A 23936-nucleotide genomic window follows, 5' to 3' on the forward strand; every position below is an offset into this window, starting at 1 on the left:
GTCTCCTCCTCGGGACGGGCTACCTGGGTGGACGGCGTGGCGTCGCACCGCTGCCGCAGCGCAGACAGTATCGGGTTGCCGGCGAAGACACGCTAATTGCACTAGGTTCGATCTATTGCCTCTTGTTCGGCCAGGGCGGATGGGATCCGTGCTGGTTCCCGATGGGCGAGCTCTGCGGATGGCCGGCCGGGCTCCGGGGGCTGGCAGGCCCGCCTGGACGGTCCGGGGGTGGATCGTGGGGAACCCGGTCGACCCGGACCCCGTCGGTCGAGCCGAGTGCCCCGACGGCCGCGATCGTGCGCTGCCAGGAGGCAGTCAGCAGGGCCTGATCCTGCGCGGGCGCGCTGCGGTCGTCCAGCCTGTCCGCGATCGGCCAGGCCGCGGCGCCGGCGGGATCCGCCCAGGTCGGCGTGTAGGTGAGGCCGGCCACCGTCCAGCCCAGGGCCGTGCGCCGAACCTGGATGGACAGCAGCACGCCGTCGCGGCCCGGCGCGGGCGACCCGCCGACCGCCGGCCTGTCCGCCGGCCTGTCCGCCGTGGCGCCCGCGCGGTCGCCGGACGCCTGCGTGCCGATCAGGGTGCCCAGGTCGTAGGCGACGTAGCGGCCGGCGATCCGCTCGATCGCCAGCGGGCTCCCGCCGCCGGCGCCGAGGATCAGGTCCACGTCGGACGAGGTGAGCAGCGCGTGGGCCAGGTCGCGCTGGTGCGGCGTCACAGCCCGCTGGCCGGGCCGGCCCCAGGCGAGCTGCGCGACGACGAGATCCGCGCCGTCGGAGCGGGCGCGGGCGGCGTCCTGGCCGATCCGCTCGGCGGTGAGCGCGGTCCGGGCGGTCGTGCCGGCGGGGTCGAGGTAGGAAAGCAGAGCGATCCGCGTTCCCCGGACCGTCTCGGTCCCGATCGGCGCCCGGGAGCCCGCGTCCGCCGGGACGGACGCGGCGATGCCCGCGCGGTCGAGGGCCGCAGCGGTGCGCCGCTGCGCCGCGCTGCCGGGCGGTCCGACGCCGCCCGTGTCGCACCGGTCGAAACCGGCGTCGGCGAGGGCGCTGGCGGCGCCATCCCCGCCTTCGGTGCCATTCCCGCCGGCGGTGCCATTCCCGCCGGCGGACCGGCGATCCGGGGCGTCCGGGACGTCGGGGGACGCGGGCAGGGGTGCCGCCAGCCGGCAGAGGGCGAGATCGGCCGCGGTGCCGTAGCCGCGCAGCGGCGACACGGCCGCCCGCGGGTCGACCGCCCGGGACAGGTCGATCTCGCCCGTCGCGACGACGGTGATGGCCGTGGCCTCGGGACCGAACGAGGCACTGGCCCCATTCGGCCGGGTCTGACCCGGCCGAATGGCGTGTGGCGGGCCCCCGCCGGTCGGGTCACGATCGGCGGGCAGGTCGGGGCCGGCGGCGTGCGTACCGCCGTCGGGCTCACCGCGGTCGGGACGGCCCGCCGGGATGGAACTGGCGGGCCGGGCGGCCTCGCGCCCGTGGAGCGGGGACGAGGCGGTGATGCCGACGGTGCCGACCGCGAGACCGGCGAGCCCGACGACAGCGAGTCGCCGAAGTGCGGACAGGCCCGGGAGCGGGGCGCCAGGTGATCGGGTACGACGCCGCGCGTCGGGCTGACGGAGTCGCAGCATCGTCCTCGGTGCCGGTCGGATCGAATCGAATCGACGTCCTAGCGTTACCGAATGTAAACGATGAGTGGCGATCTTGCTAGCGCGGGCCGCCCTGGTCGACGATCCGCGTCAGCATGGAGAGCAGCGCGCCCTGTTCCTCCCGGGACAGGGGGGCCAGCAGCTTGTCGTTCATCTGTTCGATGCGGTCTGCCACCTGGCCGTGGGTCGACTCGCCTCGCTTGGTCAGCCGTAGCACGTTGCGGCGGCCGTCACGCGGGTCGCGGACCCGGCGGATGAGACCTCGCTGGACGAGCCTCGCCACCACATCGGCGACCGTGGATCTGTCGAGCGACGCTCGTTCGCCGAGCGTGCGCTGATCGATGTCGGGATCGGCGAGGAGGCTGTTGAGGACCACGAACTGCGGCGGAGTGGTCTCGGTGGAGACGGTTGTCGTCCATAGCTGGTAGGTCACCTGCTGCAGCCGACGAGCGAGCTGGCCCGGGTGGCTGGACATGTCCACCACACCGCTGGTGCTGGGCGGCTCGGCCGGCTGCGGGGACAGGGTGGCCGTCCCGGTGGCGCGTTGCCCGGGTAGGCGCTCGCCGGAATGTTCCAGCACGCCGGTGTCTTCACCGACACCCCTGGGCAACTGGTCGGATCGTGTGCGCGCGTTCAGGGTTCGCTTCCAATCCGGTGTCGAAGTGGGCGGCCGACGAGTTCGCCGCAAAGGTCATCATCGCTCATGCCGACGCTCGTTGTCGCCAGGGTGTGAGAATCGGGTGGCGCTCCGACGTCGAAGCCGTAACTCCTGTGGCATGTAGTGAAATTATAACTACGGATAGCCGGACATCCCGGCACTTGCGTAGTACTCTTGTCACCGCTTTGGGGTAGCCATTCGGGGATGTCGCGTTCGTGACAGGGGCACCCGCGACCACCCGGCGCCACGCGCGAGGTGCATCACAGGGCACAGGCGGGTACGGGCTGCGGTATGGAGGATGCGCCCAGAGGTCTGCGGGAGAGTCTGAAACGGGTTGCCGTGACCCTGAAGGAGGCGGACATCCCGTTCGCCCTCGGGGGGAGCTACGCGTGCTGGGCCCGCGGCGGTCCCGAACCCGTTCACGACGTCGATTTCATGCTGCGGGAAGAGGACGTGCCGCGGGCGGTCGAGGTTCTGGCCGCGGCCGGCCTGCGTCCGGTGGATCCGCCGGAGGACTGGCTCACCAAGGTGTTCGACGGCGAGGTGCTCGTCGATCTCATCCATCATCCGGTCGGTCGGGCGGTAACTCCGGAGATGCTGGAACGGTCCAGCGAGATGTCGGTGGACTCGGTTCGGATGCCCGTCCTGGACGCCACGGACTGGTTCGAGATGACCCTGNTGGCCCTGGAGGAGCGCTACTGCGATCTGGCCCGGGTCCTGCCGATGATCCGGGCGATGCGCGAGCAGGTCGACTGGGACCAGGTTCGCCGATCCACCGCCGCCTCGCCCTTCGCCGAGGCCGCGTTGCTGGTCGCCACCCGGCTCAATCTCATTCCGCCGGTCGATGCCGCCCCGGTCGCCGCCCGGCCCGGCGAGATTGTCGCGTCGGGCGGCGGGATTGCCCGGTCCGGGGCGGCGCGGCGCGGCGGAACGAAAGGTGGCACGGCGGAAGGCGGCAAGACGGAAGGACGCGCCCCGGAAGGCATTGGTTTGCGGGTTGGCAAGAAAGAAGACGGCCGCGAACCAGCGGGCCAGGTGGACCTGGGGGGGAAGTTGGACCTGGCCGAGGCCGACGAATACCTTGCCGGAGAGCTGCACGAACGCCTCGCCGAGGATCCACGGGTCGCGGAGCTCGGGCTCGAGGTGGCGGTCGCCGACGGGTGCATCCTCGTCGAGGGCGAGGTCGCCACCGACGACCGCCGCCGGGCGGTCGCGGACGTGCTGGCCGAGGCAGTCCCCGNCCGGCTGGTCCGCAACGAGGTCACCGTCATCGGCCGCGCCACGGCGGCCGATGGGACCACGAAGGTGGAGACCATTTCATGATGCGCATCGCCGCGGTCGGCGACATCCACCTGGGAACGGACAGCGGCGGGACCTTCGCGCCGGTCGTCCGCGGCCTCGCCGGGCGCGCCGATGTGCTGCTGCTGGCGGGCGATCTCACCCAGCACGGGCTGCCCGCCGAGGCCGAGGTTGTCGCGGCCGAGGTGGCGGGCGCGCCGCTGCCCGTCATCACCGTGCTCGGCAACCACGACTATCACAGCAATGCGGAGCAGGAGATCACCGCCATCCTCACCGCGGCCGGCGTGACGGTGCTCGAGGGCACCGGAACGNTGGTGGACATCGACGGTGCACGGCTCGGGATCGCCGGCGTCAAGGGATTCGGCGGCGGCTTTGCCGGGGCCAGCGGAACCGACTTCGGCGAACCGCTGATGAAGGCCTTCGTCCGGCATACGAAGGAGGCCGCCACCCGACTCCGGTACGCCCTGGAGGCGCTCGACTGCGATACCCGTGTCGCTTTGACTCATTACGCCCCGATTCCGGACACTCTGATCGGTGAGCGGGCCGAGATCTATCCCTTTCTCGGCAGCTATCACCTCGCTGAGGCGATGGATGCCGGGGGTGCCGCCCTCGCCCTGCACGGACACGCCCATGCGGGCTCGGAACGCGGGTCGACGGCGGGCGGAGTGCCGGTCCGCAATGTTGCCCGACCCGTGATCGGAAAGCCCTGCGCGCTCTATGCCGTCGGCTCCGGGGCGACCGTCGAGGGGGCACGGATGGCGGCGCCGTCGCCGTCGCCGTCGGTTGATCTCGCGGCCCCGACGGCGCCGTGACCGTCGCCCGACGGCCCCGGTGACGGCCGGTCCTCCGCCGCCCGATCGTCGGTCCGCCGGCCTGCCGCGACGGCCAGAGAGGCGTCGGCGGATCTGAATAGTCAGAATGGAGGGCTCCCCCATGGCCCAGGTGGGGGATGCACTCCCGTGTTGCTTGAGCGGGTGTGGGCGGGGAGCACCCGCCCGAACGGGCCCGCCGCCCGGGCCGCCATCACCCGCGTGGGCCCCCCGCGGGGACATGGTCCGTCCGGGCGTGTCACCTAGGCCGTCGACGGTCCGATCCGGGGCTTTCTGCCCCTCTCGGGTGTGCCCGGTCGGGCCATCCACTCCCCGCGCGGGGCACACCGGCCGCCATGGCGAGTCGCCGGACGTCTGACTCGACCGGACTATTTACTGGCCGAACGAATGGCCCGCCCGTGGTGCCCCCGGATCGTCCATATGGGGCAGGCGGTGCACTCGCCCGACGCGCCCGGAGCGTCCAGCGCTCGCGGCGGAGGTCTCGGGGCCCGGTGGAGGTCACGAGACTCCGGCGTCGGACAGCCGCACCTCGACGTCGCCATGGGAGACCGCCACCTCCAGCCGGGGCTGCCCGGCGGTCGCAGGGCCGTGTGCGACCGCCCCGTCGGCCAGCCGGAACGTGCTGCCGTGCCAGGGGCAGCGCACGCAGGTGACGCCGTCGTCGATCACGACCCTCCCCTCGTGCAGCGGCCCCGCCAGGTGGCTGCACCGGTCCGCGAGGACGTCGACGTGATCCCCCTGCCGGAGCAGCAGCAGCGGCACCTCGCCGAGCAGCCGGACCTCCGGGCGGCCCGGGGCGAGCTCGTCCAGCCGGGCGACCCGGTGCCAGCCGGGCGGCAGCAGGTGAGCGACCTCCTCGGCGTGGTTGACCCCCGACGCCTGCCGGTAGGCGAGATGACCTCCCAGATAGGCCGACATCCCCGCGACGGCGAGCCCGGCCAGTCCCAGCCGTCGGCCCAGCCCGTTGTGCCCGCCCCAGCGGGCCAGCAACGACGCGAGGTAGCAGCCGGCGGCCAGGCTGTTGGCGCCGGCATGGGCCACGCCGACGCGCAGTTGACGTTGGCGCAGCTCGGAGTAGTCGGCGAGGCCCGCGGCCGCGGCCGCCCCGGCGGCGAGCAGGCCCGAGCCGATCAGGACCCGCACCGCCCGTTCGGACCGTTCGTCGCGCCCGCCAAGCAGGTCCACGATCCCCGCGGACAGCCAGGTCCCCAGCGGAAGCTGGGCCAGGGCGGGGTGCAGCGGATGCCCGAGCGGCACCCCGTTGAGGAGGTCGCGCGCCGCACCGGGCCCCAGGCTGTGCCGGACGCGGTCGCGGACCTTCGTTGCCACCGGATCGAGGGCTTCGGCCCGCTCCAGGCGCTCGGCCGGTCCGACGAGGACATCGTGCGGTGTCCGCCTCATGTCTCTGGGTGTTCCCATCCGGGCTTGCCGGCGAACCGCGCCGCTCGGCGGAGGGTTTGTTTCGTGCCCCAGCGTGTACATCCTCTGCGCGACGCGGATCCGGCGGGACGAACGGGGTGACCGCCCATCTACGCGCGCAGTCCGCCGCGGGCCGTCGGTTTCTCGACCACCCGTCGCCGTCCGCGGTGGCGACGGAGGGAAGGAACGAGACATGGCAGTGGATCGGGGAAGCTCCAAGCACGGCCCGTGGCGGGACGACGCCATGGCGCACGAGGTCTCCGGGTTCGTGCGCAGCGGCCGGGACACCCGGGCGGAGGAGTGGCGTTCCGTCGAACCGACGGACGAGTTGCCCGGCGACGCGCAGTTCCCGGACCCCGCCCAGTCCCGGACCGGGGCGGCGGCCGGCATGACGCTGGCCGACGTCGAGGAGCGGTCCGAGCTTGCCCGCTGGCTCGGCCGGGCGGTCTTTCCCGCCGAGCGGGAGGAGATCATGGATCATCTCCGCCACCAGAACGCCCCGGACCGGGTGATCGAGGAGGTCGCCGCGGCGCCGCCCAGCATCCAGTTCACCTCCGTCGGCGAGCTGTGGCGGGTGCTGCGCCAGGGGACCGACGCCCAGCCGCTGCGGCGCTGACGGACCGCGTTCGGCCGAAGGTCGGACCGCGGGGCGGGTGCGGGTGCGGGGCTGTGATCCGGTCCGCGGGAGAGGTGCGGGCGGGCGCTGTCCGACGGCACCGACACCGCGGCCCTCCGGTGGGAAACCGTTGAGTGGCAGGGAAATGTGGCGGTCGTCATGAGGACGATTGCATGATGCCGGCACCACCGGGGCACAGAGCAGCCATGGGACGCACCGTGCTGGATCAACGGCCACGCACAGTTACCGCCCGCGGCTCCGCAACCCCGGCTTCCGGGGGCACCGGACCGGCCGCGGTGGCTGGTTCGGCCTCGAGCCGGGACCTGAGGTCCCCCTCCGCGCGGGCGGCGCGCCCGGCGTCGGTCCGGGCGGCGGCATCCGCTTCGGCCAGGCCGCCCGCTGCTCGGCGGGGACCGGCGGAGCCGATCAGCCTTGGCCGCCTGATCGGCTGGGGGCTGGCCGCGAGCGTCGCGTTCCTGGTGTTCTTCGCACTGTTGGGTGCTTTCGGGGTGCTGGCCTTCGGGGCCCTGGCCGGCCTGTGGGCGCTCGGTGTCGCCTGGATCATGATCTTCGGGCCGCCCACCTTCGACCGGCGTGTCGTGCACACCTACAGTCAGGCGGCGCGGGCCTCGCTGGGCGACGCGGGTTCGGTCGCGCTGACGTTCCTACGCTCGTCGCGCCGCTCGCTCGGCTCGTCCGTCCGCTCGGCCCGCAGGCCGGCGCGCCCGCAGCGGGCCGGGCAGTCGACGCGGGCAGCGGGGGCGGCGTCGGCAACGAGGCCGACTCCAGCAGGCCAGGCGACTTCAGCAGGCCGGGCGACTCCAGCAGGCCAGGCGACTTCAGCAGGCCAGGCGACGAAGACGGGTCGCGCGACGAAGGAGAAGCTGGCGGCGCGGACGGCCGGGGGATTCGGCGCGGCGAGCGTGGTGCGGGCGACCCGGCGGTGGCCGGCCGATCGTTCGGAACGGGCCGCTGCCTCGGGCGGGCGGGCCGATCGTCCGGGGGCGTCGGGCTGATCCACCGCCCCGGACACGGGGGCGGTGACCGGCACCGGTCCGGCCAGGCAGCGGGCCGGCGCGCGGCCCGTCACCGCACGCGGGTTCCGGGAGGTGCCGCGTGACGTTCCACACCCGTGGGTAGGAGTGAGTTCATGGGTACGCGTGGGCTCGGTAACCGTGACCGACAACCCGGATCGGGCGGCCTGTTGCAGACCCTCGTCGCCGGCCTGAACCAGACCGAACGGGACGAGACGCTGCGGCTGCTTCGCCGACGCCTGGTCGAGGACCGGGCGGCGGCGTCAGGTGGCCAGCGCGACCGCCAGGTGGACGTCGGTCCCCGCAGCCGAGCGGCCCGCGGGCCGGGGAAAAGCCGTGGGGCAGGCCGCCAGCGGTGAGTCCGCCAGCGGTGAGGCGGGGCGGCGTCAGCCGCAGCAACCCCCACCGCAGCACGCTGCGCCGCCGCCCGTCGGCGCCGCCATGGCCGGGGCGGCCGCGCCGCGGCTGACGGCCACCGCGGAGAAGACCCGCGAGGTCTCGGCGTGCCCGGACGGGCAGGTCACCCCGTCGGTCGGGGTGGATTCGGTGATGCTCCGACGGACCTCGAAGGAGGCGTCGCACACCCGGCAGCGGTAGTCGTAGGCAGGCACATCATCAGGGTATGCGGCCCGGTCACGTCCGGGTAGCGGTTCGACCGGCACCAGGAGTGGCCGTTTTCGCCGGATGTGGGGGATGTGGCATGGCGGCCGCCCCGGCGGGACCGCCGTCGTACCCTGACAGCCATGGAGCCACCGGAAGGTCCGCAGGTGGTCGCCGAGGTCGTCCGGGGGTTGCGCAGCGGCGCGCCGTTCGTCGAGAGCCTGCATCACGGCACCGTCGTGGGTCTCGGCCGCGATGGTGCCGTCGCGCTGCGGGTGGGCGCGCCCGAAAGGCCGGTGTTCCCCCGTTCGGCCGCCAAGCCCTTCCAGGCCGCCGCGATGCTGCGGGCCGGTCTCGATGGGGTCTTCCTGAGCCGAGACATCCCGAGCGACCTGCTGGCCGTGGTCGCGAGCTCACACAGTGGCGAGCCGGCCCACCTGGCCCGCGTGCTGGAAATCCTCTCCGTCGCCGGCTTCTCCGCGGACGCCCTGCGCTGCCCCGCCGACCTGCCGCTGGGCACCGCTGCGGCCGAGGCCCACCTGCGCGCCGGCGGGCGCGCCGAACCGGTCCTGATGAACTGTTCGGGCAAGCACGCCGGAATGATCGCCTGCTGCGTGGCCGCCGGCTGGCCGGTGGCGAACTACACCGAGCCGGACCATCCGTTGCAGCAGGTCATCCGCCGGACGGTCGAGGACCTGGCCGGCGAGGAGATCGCCGGCACGGCGGTGGACGGCTGTGGCGCGCCGCTGTTCGCGTTCTCGCTCACCGGGCTCGCCCGCGGGCTGCGGGCGATGGTGCAGGCGGCGCCGGGCAGCCCGGAGCGGCGCGTCGTCGACGCCATGCGCGCCCATCCCGAGCTGGTAGGCGGGGTCGGGCGTCCCGACACCGACCTGATGCGCGCGGCGCCGGGCGTGCTGGCGAAGAACGGCGCCGAGGGCGTCACCCTGGTCGCGACGCTCGACGGGCACACCGTGGCCATCAAGATCGCGGACGGGGGTGGGCGGGCGGGCATCCCGGTCGCGCTGGCCGCGCTGAACCGCCTGGGTGCGCTGCCCGGGATGGACACCCCGGGACATCTCGAGCTGGACATGGCGCAGCTCGCCGTGCTTGGGGCGCCGACGGTGCTTGGCGGCGGGCGTCCCGTCGGCTCTCTACGGGTCCGCCTGCCCGGCTGAACGGGTCCGCCTGCCCGGCTGACCAACTCTGGGGGGCCGGGCCGCCGACCGCGCGCGGCTCCCGACCACCCGCCCGCTGCGGCGCCGACGGCAGCGGCGCGGTGTCCCTAGCCTCGCCGCCCCGGCCGGTGGTGCTGAGTCGGCTCGGGGGGCAGGCGGGGCCGGCCCGCGACGGTGACGGCCACCGGCGGGATGATCGCCGCGATCACCATCATGACCATGGCGGCCGGGAGGGAGTACATCCGGACCACGGTGCCACCCGCGATGAACAGGGCAAGCGCGATCGACATCAGGATCAGATAGCGCCGCCGCACCACCGGGTCGGCGCCGGGCCGCGGCACCACCGGGTCGGTGCCGGGCCGCGGCGCGGGCGGATCGGCTCCCGGTGGTGGCTGTCGGGAGCCGGCGCTGTCGGCGAGCCGCAGGTCGTAGCGGCGGCGCAGGCCGGGGTCGCTGAGGATCCGGTAGGCCACGTTGACCCGGGCGAAGGCCGGCGACGAGCCGCCGGCATCCGGATGGGTGCGCCGCGCGGCGACCCGGTAGGCGTGGCGGATCTGGTCCGCGGTGGCGCCCGGCGCCAACCCCAGGACCTCGTACAGCGAGGGCTTCGCACCCACGGGCGCCTCCCCGGCCGTCCTCGACCACCCGATCGGGTGGTCCGGCGGCACCGCGTCATGGCGAAAGTACGGGCACGTGACCAGAATGAGCGCCGAACCGCCCGAAGGCGAGCCCGAGACCATCAACCCGACCGATGCTCAAAGTAACATTCTACGCACTCTGCGATTTGAGTGATCGTTTCGCGCTCGCGACCAGCCCCCTACGTGCGGGGCAGGTCACGCCCCCGGCTCCAGCCGGTGGCGCGCCGCCGGGGCCGGCGCGGAGCGTGCGCACGGGTGAAACGGGATGGGGACATGGCGCAGGTCGCGAAGATCGTCGATGAGGTCGCGTCACTCGTGGGGGAGCCCGGCATCGGGGACCGGCTGACGGTCACCGGCCCGGCCGACGTCCTGCCCAGCCTCTACCGGGTGACGACGGTCGCGACCGCCTCGGTGGCGGCCGCGGCGATCGGGGCCGGGCGGCTGCTGGCCGCCCGCACCGGCGGCGGCCCCCCGGACATCGCCCTCGATACCCGCCACGCCGGTGCCGCCTTCCGCAGCGAGCGCCACCTGCGCATCGACGGGAAGGCGCCGCCCGGCCCGTGGGACCCGATCTCGGGCTACTACCGCACGGCCGACGGTCGCTGGATCCAGCTTCACTGCAACTTCCCGCACCACCGCAACGGGGTGCTGGATCTGCTCGGAGCGCCGAACGACCGCGCCGCCGTCGAGCGGGTGATCCGGCGCGTCGAGGCCGCGTCGCTGGAGCTGGAGCTGCAGGCCATGGGGCTGTGCGCGAGCATGGCACGCGCGGAGCCGGAGTGGGCCGAGCACCGGCAGGCCAGGGCGGTCGCCGAACTGCCGCTGATCGAGGTGAGCCGGCTCGGCGACGCCCCACCGGCGCGGTTCGCACCGACGGAGACGCCGGCCGCCGGCCTGCGGGTGCTGGACCTGACCCGCGTCATCGCCGGCCCCATCGCCGGGCGCACGCTCGCCGCCTACGGCGCGGACGTGCTGCGGGTCGGCGCGGCCCACCTGCCGGAGGTGCACAGCCTGCTGGTCGACACGGGGTTCGGTAAACGCAACGCGTTCCTCAACCTGCGGGTCGCCGCCGACGCCCGCCGGCTGCGGGAACTGATCGCGTCCGCGGACGTGGTCCTGCAGGCCTACCGGCCGAGCGCGCTGGACCGGCTCGGGTTCGGCCCGGACGCCGTCGCCCGGATGCGACCGGGGATCGTCTACGCCAGCATCAGCGCCTACGGACGGCAGGGGCCGTGGAGCGGGCTGCGCGGCTTCGACAGCCTGGTCCAGACCGCCTCGGGGATCGTCCTCGCCACGGCCGAGGCAGCCGGCACGTCGAGCCCGGTGCCGCTGCCGGCGCAGGCGCTCGATCACGGCACCGGTTACCTCGCCGCGTTCGGGGTGCTCGACGCGCTCGCCCGGCGGGTGAGCGAGGGCGGGAGCTGGCACGTGCGGGTCTCCCTGGCCCGGACCGGGCGGTGGTTGCAGGACCTCGGCCATCACGACACCCTTGCCCACCCCGACCCGACGGCGGACGACGTCGACGCCTACCGCTCCTGCCTGAGCAGCGAGTTCGGTGAACTTTCGTACATCCGGCCGGCGGCGACCGTCGCCGGAGTGGCACCGCGCTGGCTCTCGCCGCCGGCCTCCCTCGGCACCAGCCAGGCGGTGTGGTCGGCACCGCGCTGACCACGGCGGGAGCGGTTTCGGGCGGCGGGAGCGGTTTCGGGGCGGCGAGGGCAACGTTGCGGCGCGAGGACGACCCTCGGGGATTGTAAACAGCGGGCGCGCCTGAACACCACTTTTGTGTCATCCAGGTAACAACCTGATATGAGTACTTTCGGTCGATCTGCCCGGGGACTACGTTTCCGCCATCTCGGCGGAGAGTGCGTGCGGGTCGGCCGGATCATCCCGCCGGTCCGGGGACGATTTCCGGGGGGCGGTCGGGGGTGGCGCGAGGGGGCGCGTCATCCTCTAGGCGGTGGCGCGCCGGCTCGACGTCGGTGGCGCCGGGGGAGCTCGTAGCTGGGTCGGTCGTGGCATCGGGCTTGCGATCGGCGGACCGGAGGAGGAAATGCATGCGTAGGCGCCCGCTCCTGGGAGCGATAGCCCTCGCCGCGGCCGTGACGTTGACCGCCGCGGCCTGTGGGAGCGACAGTGGCGGTGGTTCTTCCGGAGACGGGAAGAAAACGATCACCATCGGCTTCCAGGGCGTTCTCTCGGGCGACAATCAGCAGCTCGGGCTGAACGCCCTTTACGGCGTACGGACCGCGATCGCGGAGGTGAACGCCGACACGAGCTCGCCGTTCCAGCTCAAGCTCGTCGAGTCCGACGACGGCGGTTCCCCGGACCAGGGTCCGACGGCCGCGCAGAAACTGATCGACGACTCCAAGGTTGTCGCGGTCGTCGGCCCGATGTTCTCCGGCGCCACCAAGGCCAGCGAGCCCGCCTACACCCAGGCCGGCCTGCTGTCGGTCAGCCCGTCCGCGACGAACCCGGCGCTGACGACGCTGGGCTTCAAGACCTTCTACCGGGTCATCGCGCCGGACACGGTGCAGGGTAAGGCCGCCGCCGATTACGTGGCCTCCGTCCTGCAGGCGAAGAAGGTCTATTCGCTGGACGACAAGAGCGAGTACGGCACCGGCCTGTCCGGCGCCCTGGAGCCCGAGCTCAAGGCCAAGGGCGTCGCCGTCACCCATGACGGCATCAACCCGACCAAGGACTACACCTCCGAGGCCACGAAGATCATCGCCGCGGCGCCGGACGTCCTGTACTACTCGGGCTACTACGCCGAGCTCGCCCTGCTGTCCAAGGCGCTCAAGGACAAGGGCTTCACCGGCAAGATCGCCAGTGGGGACGGCTCGCTCGACCCGCAGTACGTCGCGCAGGCCGGCGCCGCCGCGGCCGAGGGCACCTACCTCACCTGCCCCTGCGGCGACGCGAACACCGACCCGAAGGCCGCCGCGTTCGTCGCCTCCTTCAAGAAGGTCAACAAGGGCGCCAAGCCCGGGACCTACTCCGGTGAGGCGTACGACGCCACGCTCGCGCTTGCGGACGTGTTCAAGAAGCTCGGCAAGGACGCCAGCCGGGAGTCGGTCGCGAGCGCCTTCGGTAGCGTGAACTTCCAGGGCATCACGAAGACCGTCGCCTTCGAGTCCACCGGCGAGGTCAAGGGTTCCAACGTGTTCGTCTACCAGGTCAAGAACGGCGCGANCACCGTTCTCGGGAACACCGCGGACCTGATCAAGTCCTGACACCGGTGCGGGCGGTGGCCGGGTGCGTACACCTCCGGCCGCCGCCCGCGCTGCGTCGGGCGAAACATCCGCCTGGCAAAACGGACTTTCTAGTACCAGAATGAACGTCCGTCACCGGAACGCACATCTGCCACCCGAACGAAACTTCGGCCAGGCGAACGAGCCACGCGACGAACGAGGCACACGTATGGGTTTCCTCGACCAGTTCTGGCAGTTGACCATCGACGGTCTGATGGTCGGCTCGCTGTACGCGGTCATAGCACTCGGGTACACGCTCGTGTACGGGGTTCTCCAGCTCATCAACTTCGCGCACAGCGAGGTGTTCATGCTGGGATCCTTCGGCGGCCTGTTCGCCGCCCGAGCCCTGCTGCCCGACGACGGCTCGGTGCCCGGGGGGCTCGCGTCCGTGGGGCTGGTGGCCATCGGCCTCGGCGCCGGCGCGATCTGCGGGGGGCTCGCCGCGTTCACCCTCGAGCGCGTGGCCTACCGGCCGCTGCGGCGCCGCTCCGCGCCCCGGCTGGCCTACCTGATCAGCGCGATCGGGGCGTCGCTGTTCGCTGTCAACCTGGCCGGCAAGGAGTTCGGCCGGCAGAACGTCGACCTGCCCGACCTGTTCCACAACGGCACGGTCTTCACGGTCTTCGGCGCCGACGTCTCCACCCAGTCGCTGGTCATCTTCGCCGTCGCGGTCGCGATGCTCATCGGCCTGGACCGCCTCGTCGCCGGCACCCGCCTCGGCCAGGGCATCCGGGCCGTGGCTCAGGACGCCGACACCGCCGTCCTGATGGGGGTGAACGTCGAGCGGATCATCATCATCACGTTCGTCGTCGGCGGCCTACTCGCCGGTGCCGGCGGCTTCCTGTACGCGATGACGTTCAACGCCTCGTACAGCATGGGGTTCGTCCCCGGGGTGAAGGCGTTCACCGCGGCGGTCCTCGGCGGCATCGGCAACGTGCGCGGCGCGATGCTCGGCGGCCTGCTGCTCGGCCTGGTCGAGAGTTATGGTGGCTACCTGTTCCAGGCGTCCTACAAGGACGTCATCGCCTTCCTCGTCCTGGTGGCGATCTTGATGATCAGACCGTCCGGCCTGCTCGGCGAGCGGCTGGGGCGGGCGGCATGAGCGCGCCTCCCGCCGCCGGCCCACCCGGCTCACCCGGCCCGACTGAGCCGACCGGGCCGGCCGGGCCGACCGGCCCCGGCAGCGGTGCCGCCACCATGCCGCTGCGCATCGCCGGGAGTCGATCCGACCCCACCGGCTCCGCCGAGCCCATCGCCTCCACCAGCCTCGGCGGTCCCGGCGGCGGGCCGGCACGGCCCGCGTGGCACCCGGCGGAGCTGTTCGCCCCGGCCCGACTGCGCCAGCTCGGCGCGCTGCTGCTGGTCGGCGTGCTCGCCGCGATCGTCACCGGCCCGACCGGCAACTCCGACAAGCCGCTGCAGGCGGCGAAGGACTCGATCGTCGACGTCCGGATCGTGCTCTACCTGGGACTCGCCGTCGCGCTGTGGGTACTGCTGGTGCTCGGCGCGCAGCTGCGCGGCGCCCTGGAGCGGGTGAGCGCCCCGGTGCGCGCGCCGATCGGCGCGGCCTACGGTCGCCGCGGCGGTCCGATCGTGCTGAACCTGGCGCTGCTCGCCGTTGCGATCGTCGCGCCCCTGGTCGTCTCGACGGCCGCCCAGCAGTCGATGGTCAACGACATCGGCATCTACGCGCTGCTCGCCCTCGGCCTCAACGTCGTCGTCGGCTACGCCGGCCTGCTCGACCTCGGCTACATCGCGTTCTTCGCCATCGGCGCCTACGCGACGGCCTACTTCACCTCGCAGACCGCGATGCCGTGGCACGCGCCGTTCGTGCTCAACCCGTTCTTCGTCTTCCCGATCGCGCTGGTCCTCGCCGCGCTCGCCGGGGTCATCCTCGGCGCACCGACGCTGCGGCTGCGCGGGGACTACCTGGCGATCGTCACCCTCGGCTTCGGCGAGATCATCCACCTGGTGGCCAACAACGCCGACAACATCACCAACGGCGCCCGCGGCGCCTTCGGCGTGCCGCACCTGTCGGTCGACCTGCTCGGCATCGACTACAAGTGGGGCATCGACCCGCTGCCGTACTACTACCTGCTGCTCGTCATCGTCATCGGGGTGATGATCGCCTTCGGTCGGCTCGAACGGTCCCGGATCGGCCGGTCCTGGGCCGCCATCCGGGAGGACGAGATCGCCGCCGAGGCGACCGGCGTGGCGACGCTGCGCATGAAGCTGCTCGCCTTCGCGATCGGTGCGTCGGTGTCGGGCTTCGCCGGCGTGCTGTTCGCCTCCAAGCAGTTCTTCAATCCCCAGAGCTTCAGCCTCCAGGCGTCGTTCTTCGTCGTAGCGGTGGTCATCTTCGGCGGGATGGGCTCCCGACTCGGCGTCGTCGTCGGCGCCGTGGTCCTGCAGGGACTCGCCTTCTACCTGCGGGACAAGGTGCCGCCCGCGGACCGTTACATCTACTTCGGGGCCGTCATCGTGATCATGATGATCTTCCGTCCGCAGGGTCTCGTGCCGTCGCGCCGCCGCCGGCGCGAGATCGAGCTTGCGGAGGAGGGCATCGGCGCCGCCGACTCCCTCGGTGCCGCGCCGACGGGAGGGCAGCGGTGAGCCGGGCCGGTGCCCACCGCGGGGTGCCCGGCGCCCGCCGTCCGCACGTCGACGAGACCGCATCCGGCGACCTGGTCGTCGAGGCCCGCGACCTGGCGCTGCGCTTCGGCGGGGTGACCAGCCTCGACGGGGTGTCGCTGCGCCAGCGCCGCGGGGAGATCCTCGCGGTGATCGGCCCGAACGGGGCCGGCAAGACATCGCTGTTCAACTGCCTGACCGGGGCGTACCGGCCGCAGGAGGGCTCGGTGACCTTCTGGCCGCGTCCGGACGGCCCGACCGAGCTCGTCGGCCGCCGTCCGCACGCGATCACCCGGCTCGGGGTGGCCCGCACCTTCCAGAACATCCGGCTGTTCCCCGCCCTGTCGGCCCTGGAGAACGTGCAGATCGGCACCGAGGTGCGCCAGCGGTACGGGCCGGTCGGCGCGATCCTGGGCCTGCCGCACGCCCGGCGCGCCGAGCGCGACGGGGTGCGCCACGCGCTGAGCCTGCTCGACCTGGTCGGGCTGTCCCACCGCACGCACGAGCTGGCCGCCTCGCTGCCGTACGGCGAGCAGCGCCGGCTGGAGATCGCCCGGGCCCTGGGCACCGGGCCCAGCCTGCTGCTGCTCGACGAGCCGGCCGCCGGCACCAACCCGGCGGAGAAGCGCGACCTCGCCGCGCTCATCACCCGCATCGCCGGCACCGGCGTGTCCGTGCTGCTCATCGAGCACGACATGCGGTTGGTGATGTCCGTGGCCACCTCGGTGGTCGTGCTCAACTTCGGCCGGGTGATCGCCCACGGCACGCCGGGGGAGGTCCAGCGTGATCCGGCGGTCATCGAGGCGTACCTCGGCGTCACCGACGCCGAGGCCACCGATGGCGATGCCGACGTCACCGCCGGGCCTGGCGCCGCCGGGCGGAAGGACGCGCGCTGATGCTGTTGACACTGAGCGACGTCGAGGTCGCCTACGGCGCGGTGACCGCCCTGCGCGGGGTCAGCCTCCAGGTCGCCGAGGGCGAAATCGTCACCCTGCTCGGCGCCAACGGCGCCGGTAAGACGACGACCCTGCGAACCATCTCCGGCCTGCTGCGGCCCCGGGCCGGCGAGGTGCGCCTCGACGGCCGGCCGCTGTCGTCCATCCCGGCACACGGCCTCGTCGGCGCCGGCGTCAGCCACGTGCCCGAGGGCCGGCGGGTCTTCCCCAGCATGAGCGTCCGCGAGAACCTGCTGATGGGCGCCTATCATGATCGTCGGCATGCGCGGGCGGACCTCGACCGGGTCGTGGCGCTGTTCCCGCGCCTGGCCGAGCGGATCGGCCAGGCGGGCGGCACGCTGTCGGGCGGCGAGCAGCAGATGCTCGCGATCGGCCGGGCGCTGATGAGCCGGCCGCGGCTGATCCTGCTCGACGAGCCGTCGATGGGGTTGGCGCCGATGATCGTCCAGACCATCTTCGAGGTGATCGCCGAGATCAACCGGGAGGGGGTGGCGGTGCTGCTCGTCGAGCAGAACGCGGCCTCGGCGCTGCGGATCGCCGGGCGGGGGTACGTGCTGGAGACCGGCCGGGTCGTCCTCGCGGATGCGGCCGCAGCCCTGCTTGCCGACGACCGGGTCCGCCAGGCGTACCTCGGCGAGGACGTCGCCGGCGGGCCGGAGGGTGCGGAGGGGCCCGCGCCGACCCGGGGCGGCGCGGCGGCGGGCCCGGCTCACGGCGCCGTGATCCGCGCCGACTCCGCCTGAGCCGCCCGCTCGGCGTCCCCTCGATCGTTCCCTCCTCGGGGGCCGAGGCCGCTGCCCGGTCCGAAGCCGATTCCTGGGCTGATCCCGTCGTTGCGGCGGGCCCAGTCCAGGCCGTCGCGGGTGTCGGGTCCCCACAGCCAGCCGGCGAGGACCAGCAGCAGGGCTCCGCCCGTCACGATCGCGTGCATCATGATCCCGAGGATCGGGGTAGGCGCCTTTGCAGTCCATCTAATTTTTCTGCACACAACAGCTAAGATTTTCTGCATGATCGATGTGCGCCGCCTGCGCATCCTGCGGGAGCTCGACAGCCGGGGGACGGTCGTGGCCACGGCTGCGGCGCTGCACCTGACGCCGTCCGCGGTCAGCCAGCAGCTCGCCGCCCTGGCGAAGGAGACCGGCGTGCGGCTGCTCGACCCGGCCGGCCGCCGGGTCCGGCTCACCCCCGCCGCCCGGGTGCTGCTGGGGCATGCCGACGTCCTGTTCGCCCAGCTCGAGCGGGCTGAGGCGGACCTCGCCGCCTTCGACGAGGGGCGGGTCGGGTCGGTGGCCGTGGCGGCCTTCACCACGGCGATCTCCGGCATCGTCGTGCCGGCGCTGGCGGCGTTGCGGGAGAGCCGGCCGCGGCTGCGGATGTCGGTGTCCGACGTCGCCGAGCCCGCGTGCTTCGACCTGCTGCTGGCCGGCGACCTGGATCTCGCGGTCAGCATCACCCACCCGGGTGCCCAGCCCCTCGACGAGCGGCTGCTACCGATCCCGCTGCTCGACGACCCGCTCGACGTCGCACTGCCCGCCGGGCACCCCTACGCCGCCGCCGCGGCTGTGCCGCTGGAGGTGCTCGGCGGGGAGGACTTCATCTCCAGCCGCGCCGGCACCCCCTGCCACGAGGTCACCCACGCGGCGTGCGCCGCGGCCGGATTCGTTCCCCGGGTGCGCCACCGCTGCGACGACTACACCGCGGTCCTCGACCTGATCGCCGCGGGTTGCGGGGTCGGCCTCATCCCCCGGCTGGCGAAGCTGGCCAGCACCCCGCAGGTGGCCCTGCGACCGATCGCCGGCGTCCCGCCGATCCGGCCCATCTTCGCCGCGGTGCGCCGCGGCTCCCAGCAGGCCCCGCACCTGTCCGCCACCCTCGCCGCCATCGTCGCCGCCGCCCGATCCCCCGACCTCTACCATGCCTTCCCCCAGGGACGGCGGCGCGGTGCTGATCCGGTCGGTCTACAGGCGGGCGTGTCGGATCGCCTGGACCTCATCGATGATCAGGTTGTCCAGTAGGGTCTTCCCGAGAACGCCGCCGGTGCCGCGGTTCCACAGCGAGAGAACCTCGATGTTGCGCAGATTGGCCTGGTCCGGCCTGGCCGCGACCACGACGTGGTCGAAATCCGCGGCGGTGGACTTAATCATGATCGCGTCACCCGCCTGGATCTGGTTCGCCACGGCGAAGTCCGACCGGCCGTCGTTCTGGATGTCGGTCCGGCCGTGGGAGCTGAACAGGGCGAAGGTGCCGGCGAGTTTGTTGCCCGCGTAGGCGGTGAGTAGTTGCGCGACGGAGTAGATACCGACGCTTGCGGCGGCGAGGAGAACGACCTCCCAGCAGATCAGTCGGGTATCCGGGCCGGGCGGATTCGCAAGAGGGGGCGGGCCGGTGAGCCAGGCCTGGTAATCACTGATCCCGCCAAGCTGGTTCTGTTCGGGCTCGCCCTGCCAGGTGAAGTCACCCCGGTGAGCCTCCAGCCAGTCGATCAGACGCTCGACCTGGGTCGCCGGGGCGGGTCGGGGGTGGTCCGTGTTCACCATTCCGAGCACCGCCTCGGCCTGGGACAGCTCGTTCGTGACGACCGCCCGCGTGATCCGCGCATGCAGATTGATCGCCGTGATCGACGCGGCGAGCAACGCGGAGGTCAGCGTCGGGTTGTGCTGGTAGTTCGGATAGCGTCGCTCGAGTTCCGCGAGGAAAAGGTGCGTGTGTTCGCGGTCGAGGAGTTTCTTCGGCTCGTGCTGGCCGAGTGGCGCGAGTCTGACCCCGTCAAAGATGTGTGCGTCGAGTTCGGCTTCGCTGATGGGAATGTCTGGCCTCCGGGTACACGGGGAACCGACGCCGACGACGATCAGCCAGAAGAAATGGCAGGAGAACCCGTGGTGGCGATTCGGCTGACGCCGACGTCATGAGCGGGGATGCCACACTACCAGTCATACCTCGGCCCGAGTACCGGAACGGTTCACGAAACCGCAGGTACTGGGGGCGGGCCGAGGACGCGGTCGAGGTGGGCGTTGGCGAACAGGCCGGCCGGGTCGACCGCGTCGCGGACGGCCAGGAAGTCGTCGAAGCGGGGGTAGCGCTCGCGTNGCTGCGCCGCGGCCAGCGTGTGCAGGGTGCCCCAGTGAGGCCGCCCGCCGGCCGCCAGCATGATCTGTTCGGCGCGGCCGAAGTAGTTCTCGTGCGGGCCGCGACGGTCGGTGCGCACAGCGATGTAGGCGGTGTCGCGGCCGAAGGCGGGGGACAGTGGGATCTCGTCCGCGGCCGCGCAGCGGACCTCGACGGGGAAGGCGGTGCGCACCCCGGATCGGGTCACGGCGGCGGCGAGCTCGCCCATGGCGGCGGCGAGCTCGGCGCGGGGGACGGCGTACTCGATCTCCTTGTACCGGATCGCCGGGTGACCCACGATCGCCGGATGGCCCGAGGCGAACACCCGGTAGGAGAGGTCGAGTGACGGTCGACCGCCCGCTGGCAGAGCGCCGACGCGGGCGGCGAGCTGGGCGGCGGGGCGGTCCGCGGCCGGCAGCCGCCGGGCGGCGACCATCAGGGCTTCGAAGACGCCGCCGGACACCGGGCCGCCGGTCAGCCGGTCGTGTCGCCGGGGCGGCGGGGCCAGCTCGTCGTCGACCGGGCGACGGTCATCCCAGCGGACCAGCGCGGTCGAGGTGTGCGGGAACCAGGCGAAGCGGACGTGGTCGGCCTGCTCGACGAGCGCGCCGTAGCTGTCGAGCACCTCGGCCAGTGGCAGCCGGCTCTCCCGCACGTGCAGGGCGAACAACGGCACGGCCTGCAGCGTCACCGAGGTCACGACGCCGACGGCGCCGAGGCCGAGGCGGGCGGCCGCGAACAGCTCGGGGCGCTCCCCCCGCGAGCAGGTGACCACCTTGCCGTCGGCGAGCACCACCTCCAGCGCCCGTACCTGCGTGGACAGCCCGCCGTAGCGGGCGCCCGTGCCGTGGGTTCCCGTGGCGATCGCCCCGGCGATCGTCGCCTGCTCGCCATGGCCCTGGTTGGTCAGGGCCAGCCCGGCCTCGGCGAGCAGCCGATTCAGCCGGCGCAGGGTCATCCCGCCGCGCACCGTCACCAGCCCGCTGCCACCGTCGAGCGCGACCAGATCGGCGCAGCGGTCCAGGGCGATCTGCACGCCGCCGTCGTCCGGCCGGCCGATCGCGTTCATCGCGTGGCCGGTGCCGGTGGCCCGGACCCGCCGGCCGTCCCGCACGGCAGCGGTCACCACCGCCGACGCCTCCTCGGCGGTGCGGGGTCGAGCGAGCCGGACCGCCCGGGCGGTCTCGTTGCCCGCCCAGTTCCGCCACGCCGCGGGTTCACCGAGGGGCGAGCCCATGTGCACCTCCGTCCGGGGGGCCGACGACCGGCGACGCGAGTGGGCGACCCACCGGCGCGGCCGGTCCCCATCGTGGACCGCCGAGCCGGCTTCCTGCCCGGCGGGTCCGTCCGACGGCCCGCGAGGGACCACGCCGCGCCCCCGTAACCAGCGGTGTACGGCGCGCCGTTGGTCCGCCATCCGTGTTCCCGACGTGTTCCCCGCGCCGCGGCCGAGGTGTGGCGAGCAGGCCGCCGATCATCCGGTGAGGTGAGATGCTTCACATGCGCGAGCGGGCCGGAGTCGCCGGCTCGCCGACGCGCCGGCGGAAGGCGACGTGGGAGATGGTGAGCGCAGCCGGCTACCGACCGACCGGGTTCAGCCTGGGCAGGCTCGCGGAGCTCGCCGTGGAACGCACCGGCGGCACCGAGGAACTGATCTTCGAGGGTCGGGTCGAGTCCGGCGCGGCCCGCTTCGTCCGATCCTGCCGGTTCAGCGCCGGCCTGCGCGGCGCGGGGCTGGTCGCCGGTGACCGGGTGGTCGTCCACATGGCCAACTGTCCGGAGGTCGCCGTCGCCTACCACGGGGTGTGGCGGGCCGGCGGGGTCGTGACGCCGACGCTGTTCCTGCTCGACGAGGCCGAGCTGCGTCACGTGCTGGTCGACAGCGGCGCCCGGTTCGTCGTCACGACCCCCGAGTTCCTGACCAAGGTCCGCGCGGTGGCGAGCGGCTGCCCGCAGGTGCGGGCACTGATCGTGGCGGACGATTCGCCTGGTGCTGGTGCTGGTGCTGGTGCTGGTGCTGGTGCTGATCTGGCCGGCCGGTCCGACCTGGCCGGGGCGGCCGGGGCGGGGCCGCCGGTACTGCGCTTCGCCGACCTCGCGGCGGGCGACGAAGGTCCCCTCGAACCGGCCGATCCGGATGCCATGGCCGCGCTGCTCTACACCGGCGGCACCACCGGGCGGGCGCGGGGGGTCGTGCTGTCCCACGACGCGCTGTCCGCCGGGGGCTTCGCGGCCTCGTCGGGGAACCTGGACGAGGAGCTCGCCGGCCTGCTGCCGCTGCCGCTGTCGCACATCTACGGCCTGACGATCAGCGTGATGACGCTGCATGCGCGCAAGCCTGGCCCCGCGGTCCTGATGCGCTGGTTCGACCCCCGCGGGTGGCTGGACCTGGTGGCCGAACACCGGGTCGCGGTCAGCGCGCTGGTGCCGTCCATGATCGGTCAGCTGCTCGCGGAGCCGTTGCACCTGGCCGACACGTCGTCGCTGCGCCGCGTCACCAGTGGCGGCGCGCCGCTGCCGAGGGAGATCGCGCTCGAGTGGCAGCGGCGCCTGCCCGGCGTCGAGCTGGTCGAGGGGTACGGCTGCACGGAGAGCGCGGGCGGCGTCACCATCACGCCGCCGGGCGCGGCGAGGCTGGGCAGCGTCGGTCTTCCCGCGTTCGGGGTCGAGGTGCGCGTCGAGCTGCCCGACGGCTCGGCGGCCGGCACCGGGCAGGACGGGGAGATCTGCCTGCGGGGCCCGATGGTGATGACGGGGTACTGGCAGGCGCCGCAGGCCACCGCCGAGGCGCTGCGTGGCGGCTGGCTGCATACCGGTGACGTGGGGCGCTGCGACGTCGACGGCTACCTGTACGTCGTCGATCGGATCAAGGACCTGATCATCCGGGGCGGGGTCAACGTCTACCCGCGTGACGTCGAGGACGGCCTGCTCGGTCATCCCGACGTCGCCGCGTGCGGGGTCGTCGGCCGGGCCGACCACCGCCACGGCGAGGAGGTGATCGCCTATGTGCAGCTCGTCGCCGGCGGCACGGTCTCCCCGGAGGAACTGGTGCGCTGGGGCCGGGCCCGGCTCGGACCCCTGCGCTACCCCCGTGAGGTGCACATCATCGAGTCGCTGCCGCTCACCAGCGTGCTCAAGACCGACCGCCGGGCCCTGCGGTCGCTGACCGCCGCCTCCTCGCCGTCCCAGCGCACCACGCCCGCCGACGGCACGCCCGCCGACGGCACGCCCGCCGACGGCACGCCCGCCGACGGGCCTCGGCGCGCTCAGAGTGTCGAGTGAACCCCGTGGCTCTGGATCGCGCCCCGGGCCAGGCTTAGCGCCGTCGGCGAGGCGATGTTGGCCGCGTCCATGAAACTGAACGCGAACAGGCCGTCCTGGCTGAGCTGGCGCACCGCGTCCCCGGCCAGCAACGCGTGCATGTCCGCCTCCCACGTCGCCTGCGACTCGGACTTGAAGTGGGCCAGCATGACCGGGCCGTACTGGCCGAGCGCCCGCGTCATGTCCCGCACGTCCGCGGTGTTCGAGTCGGTGCCCATCGCCTGGAAGCTCTCGAAGTCCGAGGCGCGCAGCACGTCCGCGAAATGAGTGATCAGCGATCGGCCGCCGCCGGCGACCGGATCGTCCCAGCGGCTCTGCCAACCGCCCCAGCCGAGTGACACCCGCGCGTTCGGCGCGCCGGAATGGAAGATGTCCAACGCCGCCAGGTACTGGTCCTGCAGCGTGAGGTAGTAGTTGGTGGTGTCCGGCGTGGTGGCCCACGCGTTCGGGTGGCACGGGTACGTCTGGAACTCGGTGAACAGCGTGACGTAGAGCGCGGGACCGTCCGCGGGACCGGAGAAGATCGAGGCGAGCTCGCGCGCGTCGTCGAGGAAGNCGCTCGACAGTGGGTACTCGCGTCCGCACGCCGGGCCGTGCGCCGTCTGGACGGTGCCGACCTCGCCGGTGCCGTCGAGCCAGACGATGAGGTGGATGCCGTGACCCGAACGGTAGACCTCGGGGATCAGATCGGCCTTCCACTTGCGCAGGAAGCTCAGATCGTTCGGCCCGTTGTACCAGGTGCTGAGGAAGTCCAGGTCAGG

General features: G+C 72.9%; 22 protein-coding genes and 3 pseudogenes. 16 read left to right on the forward strand and 9 right to left on the reverse strand.

The window, feature by feature from the left end:
- Positions 1-112: 112 nt before the first annotated feature.
- Entirely contained in the window at positions 113-1624 is a 1512-nt protein-coding gene (locus UK82_RS17715) for a CapA family protein (RefSeq protein WP_055408224.1), read from the reverse strand.
- A 76-nt stretch (positions 1625-1700) separates the two neighbouring features.
- On the reverse strand, positions 1701-2222 hold the full coding sequence (locus UK82_RS17720) for a MarR family winged helix-turn-helix transcriptional regulator (protein ID WP_396229955.1): 522 nt from the start codon (positions 2220-2222) through the stop codon (positions 1701-1703).
- A 417-nt stretch (positions 2223-2639) separates the two neighbouring features.
- Between UK82_RS17720 and UK82_RS38380 the strand changes: the two are divergent.
- From UK82_RS38380 to UK82_RS38395, 3 genes and pseudogenes are all read left to right on the forward strand, one after another.
- A pseudogene (locus UK82_RS38380) lies at positions 2640-2978 on the forward strand (nucleotidyltransferase family protein); the annotation flags it as partial.
- 641 nt (positions 2979-3619) lie between these two features.
- A partial coding sequence (locus UK82_RS38390) for a metallophosphoesterase (protein WP_236706068.1) occupies positions 3620-3910 on the forward strand: 291 nt, incomplete at its 3' end.
- A 1-nt stretch (position 3911) separates the two neighbouring features.
- A pseudogene (locus tag UK82_RS38395) lies at positions 3912-4411 on the forward strand (metallophosphoesterase); the annotation flags it as partial.
- A gap of 516 nt (positions 4412-4927) precedes the next feature.
- Here the strand turns inward: UK82_RS38395 and UK82_RS17735 are convergent.
- Positions 4928-5830, reverse strand: coding sequence for a Rieske (2Fe-2S) protein (locus tag UK82_RS17735; protein ID WP_044886297.1), 903 nt, complete (start codon positions 5828-5830; stop codon positions 4928-4930).
- A 211-nt stretch (positions 5831-6041) separates the two neighbouring features.
- Here UK82_RS17735 and UK82_RS17740 point away from each other — a divergent pair, with 211 nt between their 5' ends.
- From UK82_RS17740 to UK82_RS17750, 3 genes are all read left to right on the forward strand, one after another.
- The gene (locus UK82_RS17740; RefSeq protein WP_044886298.1) at positions 6042-6464 is read left to right on the forward strand and encodes a DUF2795 domain-containing protein; all 423 of its coding nucleotides are present in this window, start codon (positions 6042-6044) and stop codon (positions 6462-6464) included.
- Between the two features lie 296 nt (positions 6465-6760).
- Positions 6761-7480, forward strand: coding sequence for a hypothetical protein (locus UK82_RS32880; RefSeq protein ID WP_152989931.1), 720 nt, complete (start codon positions 6761-6763; stop codon positions 7478-7480).
- A gap of 134 nt (positions 7481-7614) precedes the next feature.
- Positions 7615-7857 (forward strand): hypothetical protein, encoded by a 243-nt coding sequence (locus UK82_RS17750; RefSeq protein WP_044886301.1) that lies wholly within the window; start codon positions 7615-7617, stop codon positions 7855-7857.
- A 27-nt stretch (positions 7858-7884) separates the two neighbouring features.
- Here UK82_RS17750 and UK82_RS31620 read toward each other — a convergent pair whose 3' ends face one another.
- The gene (locus UK82_RS31620; protein ID WP_082122017.1) at positions 7885-8109 is read right to left on the reverse strand and encodes a zinc ribbon domain-containing protein; all 225 of its coding nucleotides are present in this window, start codon (positions 8107-8109) and stop codon (positions 7885-7887) included.
- Positions 8110-8241: 132 nt separating this feature from the next.
- Between UK82_RS31620 and UK82_RS17755 the strand changes: the two genes are divergently transcribed.
- Positions 8242-9273: an asparaginase gene (locus UK82_RS17755; RefSeq protein WP_055408232.1), complete on the forward strand. Its 1032-nt coding sequence runs from the start codon at positions 8242-8244 to the stop codon at positions 9271-9273.
- 107 nt (positions 9274-9380) lie between these two features.
- Here the strand turns inward: UK82_RS17755 and UK82_RS17760 are convergent, their stop codons facing one another.
- On the reverse strand, positions 9381-9890 hold the full coding sequence (locus tag UK82_RS17760) for a DnaJ domain-containing protein (RefSeq protein WP_044886332.1): 510 nt from the start codon (positions 9888-9890) through the stop codon (positions 9381-9383).
- A gap of 294 nt (positions 9891-10184) precedes the next feature.
- On the opposite strand from UK82_RS17760, the gene UK82_RS17765 reads away from it, so the two are divergent.
- The 6 genes from UK82_RS17765 (at position 10185) to UK82_RS17790 (ending at position 17492) form a co-directional block, all read left to right on the forward strand.
- Entirely contained in the window at positions 10185-11579 is a 1395-nt protein-coding gene (locus tag UK82_RS17765; protein WP_055408234.1) for a CoA transferase, read from the forward strand.
- 389 nt (positions 11580-11968) lie between these two features.
- Positions 11969-13103 (forward strand): branched-chain amino acid ABC transporter substrate-binding protein (locus UK82_RS17770; RefSeq protein ID WP_236706069.1); only part of this gene is annotated, 1135 nt, incomplete at its 3' end.
- Positions 13104-13331: 228 nt separating this feature from the next.
- On the forward strand, positions 13332-14264 hold the full coding sequence (locus UK82_RS17775; protein ID WP_044886305.1) for a branched-chain amino acid ABC transporter permease: 933 nt from the start codon (positions 13332-13334) through the stop codon (positions 14262-14264).
- Positions 14261-15775 carry a branched-chain amino acid ABC transporter permease gene (locus UK82_RS17780; RefSeq protein ID WP_396230581.1) on the forward strand — a complete coding sequence of 505 codons (1515 nt, stop codon included), beginning with the start codon at positions 14261-14263 and terminating at the stop codon, positions 15773-15775. The genes UK82_RS17775 and UK82_RS17780 overlap by 4 nt, the downstream gene beginning before the upstream one ends.
- The gene (locus UK82_RS17785; RefSeq protein WP_082122018.1) at positions 15772-16689 is read left to right on the forward strand and encodes an ABC transporter ATP-binding protein; all 918 of its coding nucleotides are present in this window, start codon (positions 15772-15774) and stop codon (positions 16687-16689) included. Before UK82_RS17780 ends, UK82_RS17785 begins: the two co-directional genes overlap by 4 nt.
- Positions 16689-17492 (forward strand): ABC transporter ATP-binding protein, encoded by an 804-nt coding sequence (locus UK82_RS17790; RefSeq protein ID WP_044886306.1) that lies wholly within the window; start codon positions 16689-16691, stop codon positions 17490-17492. The genes UK82_RS17785 and UK82_RS17790 overlap by 1 nt, the downstream gene beginning before the upstream one ends.
- On the opposite strand, the gene UK82_RS17795 is transcribed toward UK82_RS17790, so the two are convergent.
- Positions 17459-17668, reverse strand: a complete 210-nt coding sequence (locus UK82_RS17795) for a hypothetical protein (RefSeq protein WP_128423335.1) — start codon at positions 17666-17668, stop codon at positions 17459-17461. The genes UK82_RS17790 and UK82_RS17795 overlap by 34 nt on opposite strands.
- Before the next feature lie 88 nt (positions 17669-17756).
- On the opposite strand from UK82_RS17795, the gene UK82_RS17800 reads away from it, so the two are divergent.
- Positions 17757-18764 (forward strand): LysR family transcriptional regulator, encoded by a 1008-nt coding sequence (locus UK82_RS17800; RefSeq protein WP_236706070.1) that lies wholly within the window; start codon positions 17757-17759, stop codon positions 18762-18764.
- Here UK82_RS17800 and UK82_RS17805 read toward each other — a convergent pair.
- The gene (locus UK82_RS17805) at positions 18708-19382 is read right to left on the reverse strand and encodes a hypothetical protein (RefSeq protein WP_055408238.1); all 675 of its coding nucleotides are present in this window, start codon (positions 19380-19382) and stop codon (positions 18708-18710) included. The two genes, UK82_RS17800 and UK82_RS17805, sit on opposite strands and share 57 nt — an antisense overlap.
- 72 nt (positions 19383-19454) lie before the next feature.
- Here UK82_RS17805 and UK82_RS17810 point away from each other — a divergent pair, with 72 nt between their 5' ends.
- Positions 19455-19658 (forward strand): hypothetical protein, encoded by a 204-nt coding sequence (locus tag UK82_RS17810; protein WP_128423336.1) that lies wholly within the window; start codon positions 19455-19457, stop codon positions 19656-19658.
- Between the two features lie 50 nt (positions 19659-19708).
- Here the strand turns inward: UK82_RS17810 and UK82_RS38400 are convergent.
- Positions 19709-19835, reverse strand: a 127-nt coding sequence (locus UK82_RS38400) for a D-arabinono-1,4-lactone oxidase (protein WP_236706075.1), incomplete at its 5' end; no start/stop codon positions are given.
- 1 nt (position 19836) lies between these two features.
- Positions 19837-21271 (reverse strand): annotated as a pseudogene (locus UK82_RS17815) (D-arabinono-1,4-lactone oxidase); the annotation flags it as partial.
- An 83-nt stretch (positions 21272-21354) separates the two neighbouring features.
- Between UK82_RS17815 and UK82_RS17820 the strand changes: the two are divergent.
- Positions 21355-23136 carry a class I adenylate-forming enzyme family protein gene (locus UK82_RS17820; protein WP_063897512.1) on the forward strand — a complete coding sequence of 594 codons (1782 nt, stop codon included), beginning with the start codon at positions 21355-21357 and terminating at the stop codon, positions 23134-23136.
- Positions 23137-23936 lie beyond the last annotated feature (800 nt).

This window comes from Frankia sp. ACN1ag (genome assembly GCF_001414035.1).
GTDB lineage: Bacteria > Actinomycetota > Actinomycetes > Frankiales > Frankiaceae > Frankia > Frankia torreyi.